At 42.2% G+C, this 7,836-nt stretch carries 6 protein-coding genes; 3 read left to right on the top strand and 3 right to left on the bottom strand.

Translation table 11 applies throughout. The features are described 5' to 3' along the window. Nucleotides 1-98: 98 nt before the first annotated feature. From AC1DSE_RS25880 to AC1DSE_RS25870, 3 genes are read right to left on the bottom strand one after another with little or no spacing between them, the layout of a single operon-like run. Nucleotides 99-464, bottom strand: coding sequence for a GntR family transcriptional regulator (locus AC1DSE_RS25880; protein WP_477512837.1), 366 nt, complete (start codon nucleotides 462-464; stop codon nucleotides 99-101). Next, nucleotides 464-1,117, bottom strand: a complete 654-nt coding sequence (locus AC1DSE_RS25875; protein ID WP_477512838.1) for an ABC-2 transporter permease — start codon at nucleotides 1,115-1,117, stop codon at nucleotides 464-466. The genes AC1DSE_RS25880 and AC1DSE_RS25875 overlap by 1 nt, the downstream gene beginning before the upstream one ends. Further along, the gene (locus tag AC1DSE_RS25870; RefSeq protein WP_477512839.1) at nucleotides 1,110-1,964 is read right to left on the bottom strand and encodes an ABC transporter ATP-binding protein; all 855 of its coding nucleotides are present in this window, start codon (nucleotides 1,962-1,964) and stop codon (nucleotides 1,110-1,112) included. Before AC1DSE_RS25870 ends, AC1DSE_RS25875 begins: the two co-directional genes overlap by 8 nt. Nucleotides 1,965-2,813: 849 nt before the next feature. Here AC1DSE_RS25870 and AC1DSE_RS25865 point away from each other — a divergent pair. The 3 genes from AC1DSE_RS25865 (at nucleotide 2,814) to AC1DSE_RS25855 (ending at nucleotide 7,639) form a co-directional block, all read left to right on the top strand. Beyond that, the gene (locus AC1DSE_RS25865) at nucleotides 2,814-4,091 is read left to right on the top strand and encodes a BclA C-terminal domain-containing protein (RefSeq protein ID WP_477528401.1); all 1,278 of its coding nucleotides are present in this window, start codon (nucleotides 2,814-2,816) and stop codon (nucleotides 4,089-4,091) included. A gap of 340 nt (nucleotides 4,092-4,431) precedes the next feature. Further along, complete coding sequence (locus tag AC1DSE_RS25860; RefSeq protein ID WP_477512102.1) at nucleotides 4,432-6,231, top strand: cache domain-containing sensor histidine kinase; 1,800 nt, start codon at nucleotides 4,432-4,434, stop codon at nucleotides 6,229-6,231. After that, entirely contained in the window at nucleotides 6,203-7,639 is a 1,437-nt protein-coding gene (locus AC1DSE_RS25855; RefSeq protein WP_477512103.1) for a response regulator, read from the top strand. The genes AC1DSE_RS25860 and AC1DSE_RS25855 overlap by 29 nt, the downstream gene beginning before the upstream one ends. The last annotated feature ends 197 nt before the right edge of the window (nucleotides 7,640-7,836 follow it).

The following is a 7,836-nucleotide window of genomic DNA, read 5'->3' as shown; positions in this document are numbered from 1 at the left end:
GATGAACTGTCCAATCTATTTGGGTAAGGATAGTGGGATTCACCAATAAAACAAATCAACCACGCCCATAGGTCGTGGTTGATTTGTTTTAAACCTATTCAATAAATTTCCTTCAAAAGCTCGAAAACTTCCTCTAAAGTAAGGCCGAAGGTTTTGTAATAGGAAGTGTCAAGAACCATTTGCTTCATAATCATTTCGTTGCGTTTTTGCAGCATCTCATCAAGGGAGAGCTCGGCTACAAAACAGCCTTTGCCGGTTACGGTATAAATCAAGCCAAGTCGTTCAAGTTCTTCCCACGCTTTTTTTACGGTAATGATACTAACACGAAGCTCTGTGGCGGCTTGTCGTATGGGAGGTAAGCTGTAACCATTTTCTAGTTCACCGTTTAGAATTTGTGCGCTAATTTGTTCAAAAAGCTGCTGATAGATCGGTTTATCAGAGGTATTCGAAATGGCTATGTTCATTATATTTCTACTTTCTCAAACCGTTTAATAGCAATACGATAAGCGATAAACGTACATATCGCAAATATGACGATGCCCATGATCAGGATAAATAGATGTGTTCCTAATTGATCAGTACCATTTCCTTTGAAGAGATCAGACACAAATGAATTCTGAATTCCGAGCCATTCTGCTCCTCCTGCAAACAGAATAGCAGCTGTAATAGAAACAATCGATGCTGCGCCGTATTTATAGGCTGTTTTATAATACATCGATATAAAGATAATGTTGAAGATCGCAATCATAACGAAGCATAGTCCCCAAAAACCAAAGGATGGTTTGAAAAAAAAGTAGATCAGATTCGGGTACAGGTGAACACTAATTATCCCATATATCATTGCAATAATGATATGCATTAATTCTAGGATAACAATAACAGATACCTTTGCTTTTACTATGTCTTTTTTGGTTACAGGCAGCATGTTTGTAAATATCAGATCATTCTGAGATTTATACCCTGCATGCATATTCGGTATCGTGATGAAACAAAAGTAAAGCAGGACAAGGAAATATAACCATGAGGGAATTAACATTAAGGCCCCTGTCAAAAAAGGCATGATATAAAAGAATGGGCTTACGCCTAGCTTTAATTCTTTCATCAGTAAATTATACATGCACAATCTCCTTTTTCGCGAAATAGATCATGATCTCCTCAAGACTAGGCAAAGTTGATTTAATATTCCAAGAGGGATCAAAGTCTTTAGTATGGATCAAGGCTGTAAAGCCGAATGAATTCTTTTTGTAGGCAATTAACTGGTCTTTTATCAAATCCAATTGTTCTTCTTTCCCGTTCACCAAGCGGTAGGTATCAATAAATTCTTCTTTCTCAGAGCTGTTGATAATATGTCCGTTATCGATAAAAGTAATATAATCGGCACATTTTTCCAAATCAGTTGTGATATGAGTGGAAAACAGGATGCTGATTTCACCATCTTCCACTAGTTCCTGAAAAATATCCAATAAATTGTCCCTTGCCACCGGATCAAGTCCGCTTGTCGGTTCATCAAGAATAAGCAGCTTTGCACCGTGTGATAAAGCGATGGCTAAGCTGTATTTCACTTTCATCCCGGTTGATAATTCAGCTATTTTTTTGTTTTCATTCAAATTAAATCTCTTGAGATAATTGTAATAGGCTTCATCATTCCAATTATGATAGAACTTTTTGATTACATTAGTTAATGTTTTGACTTTGTTTCGAGTATAGAAATTGATGTCACCAAAGGCAGAGCCAATTTCTTGTTTTAATTCGAGCTCGTGTTTGGTCATCTCCTTGCCCAAAATACTAATCTCGCCGCTATCCTTATGAATCAAATTCAAAATGGCTTTTATTGTCGTTGTTTTTCCTGCGCCGTTGGCTCCGATAAATCCCATAATATAACCCTTTTCCAGTTGAAAAGATACGTCTTTTAAATGAAAATGCTCATATTTTTTATTTAAATTTTTAATTTCTAACGCAAGCATATAATCATCTCCTTTGTAGATTGTGTATGTTGTGCATGCACAATATATCATTGAAGCCATTCGTATGTCAATAACAAGAAATTTATGGATGAGTTTGTTTGTTTCTTGTTTATCGTAGTTTGGTATACTTTTGTCGATTAAAGGCTAATCGAGTCGAATTGGCGAGAGGATTGACTTATTTCAGAAGGAGGGTTAGAAGAAGGCAATAAGCAATTGATGACCAAACTGTTTTGAAGGAGTGTCTAAGCGTGGTGGCGTTTTTTTGTATAGAATGCCAGGGGGACGATCTCCGGGATGCAGTCCGAGTGGGGAGTGAAAAGATTTCCAAGGAACAAAACATCATGTAATAAAATTCATTTTAGAACATTGGCCCATGCCCTATATGAATGTCCTTCATACGATATACAGTGCCTTATGTTAAATGACAGAGTAAGCAATTGCTCAATGAGAGATGTGATTATTTAAATTAAAAACGGAGCTTACCGGGTGATTTGTTTTTAAAGTGTGCGGAGTGTAAAAGCACATGGCTCAAGCAATCCGAAGCTGCTTAAAATAACACCAGCCCAAGATACTTGTTTATTTGGCGTGGCTTAGTCAGCGAAGATTCAAAACATCGATAAGCTAACCAAACTTTTTATTCTCAAATGGGCGAGACAAGCCAGCGGCGCTGACTCGTCCTTATTAATAAATAGTGTAGATGTGAAACCAGTTCTGGAGGGAAAACGGTCGTAGTCAGGGATGGGATCAAGGTTTAGTCTAATATGATATTGCCTTGGTTATCGCTGTTTAGGAAGGCTTTGTATAATGGCGTTCTGACATTATTTTGATTCATATGGTGCAGCTAAGGAGATGAGAACACTGAAGAAGATAACAGTAAAAAAACGTTTTGCTCGTTACAATCACAGGCATTTTCAATTTAGAAAAAAACGATGCCATAAGTGTAAGGAAAGGAATTGTAAGTGTGGTATTAGACAGGAAGTTATAGTAAATGTCAAAGCAAAGCGAAGAGCAGCGAGTGTTATAGGAGCAACAGGTGCAACGGGAGCAACAGGTGCAACGGGAGCAACAGGTGCAACGGGAGCAACCGGAACAACAGGAGCAACGGGAGTAACCGGAACAACAGGAGCAACGGGAGCAACCGGAACAACAGGAGCAACGGGAGCAACAGGAGTCACAGGGGCGACAGGAGCAACAGGTGATCCAGGTGTGACAGGATCAATAGGGGCAACTGGGGTTACAGGAGTAACTAGCCCAACAGGAAATCCAGGTGGGGCGACAGGTGAAACAGGATCAACAGGGTCAACAGGAGCAACGGGAGCGACAGGTGAAACAGGAGTAACGGGCGCATCAGGAGCAACAGGAGTAACGGGAGCGACAGGTGAAACAGGAGCAATAGGAGTCATAGGAGCGACAGGAATAACGGGAGCGACAGGTGAAACAGGAGCAACAGGAGTCATAGGAGCGACAGGAGTAACGGGAGCAACAGGTGAAACAGGAGCAACAGGAGTCATAGGAGCGACAGGAGTAACGGGAGCAACAGGAGCAACGGGAGCAACAGGAGCGACAGGAGTAACGGGAGCGACAGGTGAAACAGGAGCAACAGGATCAATAGGAGCAACGGGAGCAACAGGAGCGACGGGAGCAACAGGAGCGACAGGAGTAACGGGAGCAACAGGAGCGACAGGAGTAACGGGTGCAACAGGAGCAACAGGTGAAGGCTTGTCAGCGTATGGTTATGTATTCAATACAGGTAGCCAGTCAGTAGCGGTAGAAACGGATATTATTTTCGATAGCAATGGTAATCTAAATAACATCACCCATACACCGAATACATCACAAATTATGATAAATAACGCTGGAGACTATGCCGTTTATTATATTGTAACTGCAGTAGAAAGTAATCAATTTACCTTATATCAGAATGGTGCCCCTGTTGGCGGAAGCGTGTATGGCTCGGGTGCCGGTACTCAACCTAATCCAGGCATGATTATTATTACTGCTGCCGCTAGTGATGTACTAACTTTAAGAAATCATTCCAGCGCCTCTAGCGTTACTTTACAAACCAATGCTGGGGGGTCTCAAATCAATTCAAATGCTTCCATTCTTATTATGAAAATAAGCTCTTAGGATCACTTTCAAAATTKTGAAAAGATAAGTTCAATATAATTTACAGAACCATCCAGATGGAATTGTATGCAATTTAATGTGATTAGGCTAGTGCTGATTCGCCCTTAGACTGCACCAATTAAAAAAATCACGTCCATTGGGCGTGATTTTTTTTATATGTTGGAATGCCCAATGAGCGAACCACAGCGTTAGATGAGATGAATCTCTTTAGTGCTCAATTTCTAAGAATTGTTATATAAAAATACAAGTTTTTAATCTGCTGGTTCAGTTTTTGGGTGTGATAAAATGAAAGGTGCGCTTAATCGGCTCAAAAACGATATGAGGAGTGAATGATACACAAATGATGCAATATAGGAGAAAATGGCTCCCAAATACGTTGAAATATAGACTGTTTATCGCGTATATCACACTACTGATGCTTCCTTTGTGCATCGCAATTTATTATCTTTTCCAGCATTTTGAAACGATTCGGCAGAATGATATGATCGACCGCATGTCTGAGCGTATGCAGCAGGTTTATATATCCTTGACGGATATGATGGCATTTTCATACAAAGCAAATACCATGCTGAGTCAGGATGAAAGCCTGATCCAGATTATGCACGCTCCTGATAAATATGATCCTTTTGTACGAAAGAAAATAATAGAAAGCAAAATGTTCGGAATCAACAACAGCTTTTTCTTCCATCAGACGGAGCTGTATTTTCGTTTTATCGACCGTAATGGCAATGTATACACCTCCTATGCTCCCAATGACCAGTTGACAAACGAACGGAAAGAATTACAGGAGTGGCAAAATAAGCTGCAAATCGGCTTGCGTCCTTACCGATGGGTGGCGAACGACTGGAATGATGTAAGAGGAAGTCAAGGAAGTAAGCTACTAAGTCTGTATACGATGCTGGACGACGAGCTGCGGGGAAATTATGGATTAGCACGTATCAGCATCAACATTCAGGAGTGGTTCAACAATACGCTAAAAGATAATCCGGTCAATCAGGATCTAACCATTTTTACCGGGCAAGAAGAAATCATTTTACAAAATAAGGAATCCGCTTTCAGTGTGGACAGCATGAAAAGGATCATTTCTTCACATGCAAAAAATGGACATTACAAAGATGAACGCGCTTTGTCACTAGTCAATTACAGTTATGTGGAGGAGCTGGATTGGTATGTCGTTAGTCAAATGCCCTTAAGTGAGCTTCAGCGTGAAGTCAAGCAATTAAGACTGATGATCTATATGTTTCTCATTATTCTGGTAATCGTTTTCATCACGGTAACCTTCTTTTTGGCGTCTCGAATAACGAAGCCGTTGTATGTTTTGAAACGAAGCATGGAAGAGGCGTCGGACAAGAAGCTGAATGTTAAAATATCGATCAACCAAGGTGCAACAGATGAAATTCGTTCGCTAAGCGATAGCTTTAACCGAATGATTGATGATGTTGTTCTGCTAATTGCTAAGTTGAAACAGGAAGAACGGCAAAAGCAGGTAGTCCGTTTTCAAATGCTGCTCTACCAAATGAACCCGCATTTTCTCTTGAATACGTTGAACACTGTCAAATGGATTGCAAGAAAAGAGAAACAGGACGCCATTGCGGGTATTTGTACTTCTTTAGGCTTAATATTGGAGGCTAGTCTGAATTCCGATATTGAGCTGATTCCACTTAAAGAAGAGATCACTTTGCTGCGATCCTATGAATCCATACAGGCGTTTCGATTTAGAGAACAGTTTACAATCGAATATGAAACAGAGGAATCGGTACAGTATGCGCTTGTTCCAAAATTTAGTTTGCAGCCTCTGACAGAAAACTCTATCGCCCACGGCTTTAATATGTCTGAAGGTCGTGGCACCATATGGGTCAGGGCGCGAGCGGAGGGGAGCGAGCTTGTTCTTGAGGTGGAAGATAACGGAATTGGCATGGAAGAGGCAGCCCACAATAAGGGGAGACGCAGCGGACACGGGATTGGACTGAGCAATTTAAGAGAAAGGCTGGAGCTGCTCTTTAAACGTGAGGGTGTGATTGAACTTATATCGGGCGCGGAAGGAACCCTCGTTCGAATACGTATGCCATTATTGATTGCAGCGCCTTATTCACAGAAAGGAGATGACGGACATGTGGACGATTTTATTGGTGGAAGATGAAGTGTTTGTTCGTGAAGCCGTCAGAGAAATTTTGGACTGGGAAAGCCATGGTTTTTGTGTTGTCGGCGAAGCAGGCAACGGCAATGAGGCGCTTTCGGCTATTGTGGATTTGAAGCCGGATGTCGTCATCGCCGATATAGTTATGCCTGGCATGGACGGAATTGAATTGCTGAAGGAAACACGGAAAGCTGGTATACGCAGCCGCTTTATTATGCTGACGGCTATGAACCAGTTCGATTATGCACGGGATGCGCTTCAATACGGAGCTTCCAACTATTTGCTGAAACTATCCTTAAATGATGATGTTTTGCTGGAAAGTTTGGCACGAATCAAGCAGGAATTGCTTGCAGAGCTTAAAGGGGCTGGAGAGGCGCTTTTTCCTTATTATCACCGCACGTGGGCGGTTATTTTGGGAATAGGAGTATCGGCTCAGGCAGATGCAGCGGAGCTTGTCTTGGCGGTGGAGAAATTCAGCAGTCTGAGATTAGAGATTGTAGTCACTCTAAACGGTGCCGCACCTGCTCGCATGGATCAAGTTGGGATCCGGCCGGAAAAATATCTGCTTGTCCAAACCTTCCATGATGCGGGTCAGACCACTTTCTTTTGCTGGAGCTTTCAGAAGAAGTCAGAATCGGTCAGCCAGATCCCGTCCCAGCGGATGATTGAAACAACGACTATTAGCAACTTGTCCCGTTTGTCCGATGATTGGCTGCATGCGCTGAATCAATTAAACGGCAATTGGTACGGTCGTGATACTGTTCCGATAGGGGAGAAACACGTGATGGTGCCAATCGAGGAGCTGGAGGCTGAGTTGATTCGCTGCTTTGAAGAGAGGAATGAACCAAAATGCACGGAGGCAGCAACGCTGATCTGGTCGTGCATGAAAGACTCGTCATTTTCTCATGTGGAAGTGAAAAAACGAGCAGCCCATCTGCTTCATGTTGTGACGATGCTGGCAGGACGAAAATCGGAGGATCGGACAGACATCTACTCTGCCGTAAGCCATGAATCGCTGCTTGCGCTTATGCTGCAAGCAATACGGGAGCTTATTAGGCAGAAGCAGGAGGAGCATATAAGCTATACAGACCATCCAGAGGTAAACCGGGTGATTCAATATATGCTGGAGCATTACAGGGAGAACATTAAAGTTACGGATTTGGCTAGTCTGGTAGCGATCAATGTAGACTATTTGAGTACCGTATTCGGCAAAAAAACGGGATTGACGCCAATCGCCTATTTGCGAAACATTCGTATTGAACAATCCAAACGTCTGCTGCTGCATTCCAAGCTCAGTGTAGAAGAGATTGCGAGCCAGACGGGCTTCACTGACGATGCGTACTTCATCAAAGTGTTCAAGCGCTTGGTTGGACAAACCCCCAGCTCCTTTAGGAAAGAGAACAATATATAAGTTTTATACAGCCAATCCGCAAGTTTCGTCTCTTATAGACCCAAGAGCGAGTTGATATAGTTGGGATGTATTAAACATCCGATTAGGGAGGTTACAAGAAAGATGAGAAACAGAAAGAGATTGGTTGCAGGCTTGACTTCGATTGTGGCGGTGTCTCTGATGCTTGCTGGCTGTGGCGGAAACGGTAACAGCAATGG

This window comes from Paenibacillus sp. 01L418, from assembly GCF_056400045.1.
The sequence above is the reverse complement of the archived record's forward strand: the minus strand, read 5'-3'. Positions and strand labels throughout refer to the sequence as shown.

Excerpts from the sequence above, each read along its gene's own strand:
- AC1DSE_RS25880 (WP_477512837.1), bottom strand. The coding sequence starts at position 464 with ATGAACATAGCCATTTCGAATACCTCTGATAAACCGATCTATCAGCAG.
- AC1DSE_RS25875 (WP_477512838.1), bottom strand. The coding sequence starts at position 1,117 with ATGTATAATTTACTGATGAAAGAATTAAAGCTAGGCGTAAGCCCATTC.
- AC1DSE_RS25870 (WP_477512839.1), bottom strand. The coding sequence starts at position 1,964 with ATGCTTGCGTTAGAAATTAAAAATTTAAATAAAAAATATGAGCATTTT.
- AC1DSE_RS25865 (WP_477528401.1), top strand. The coding sequence starts at position 2,814 with ATGAGAACACTGAAGAAGATAACAGTAAAAAAACGTTTTGCTCGTTAC.
- AC1DSE_RS25860 (WP_477512102.1), top strand. The coding sequence starts at position 4,432 with ATGATGCAATATAGGAGAAAATGGCTCCCAAATACGTTGAAATATAGA.
- AC1DSE_RS25855 (WP_477512103.1), top strand. The coding sequence starts at position 6,203 with ATGTGGACGATTTTATTGGTGGAAGATGAAGTGTTTGTTCGTGAAGCC.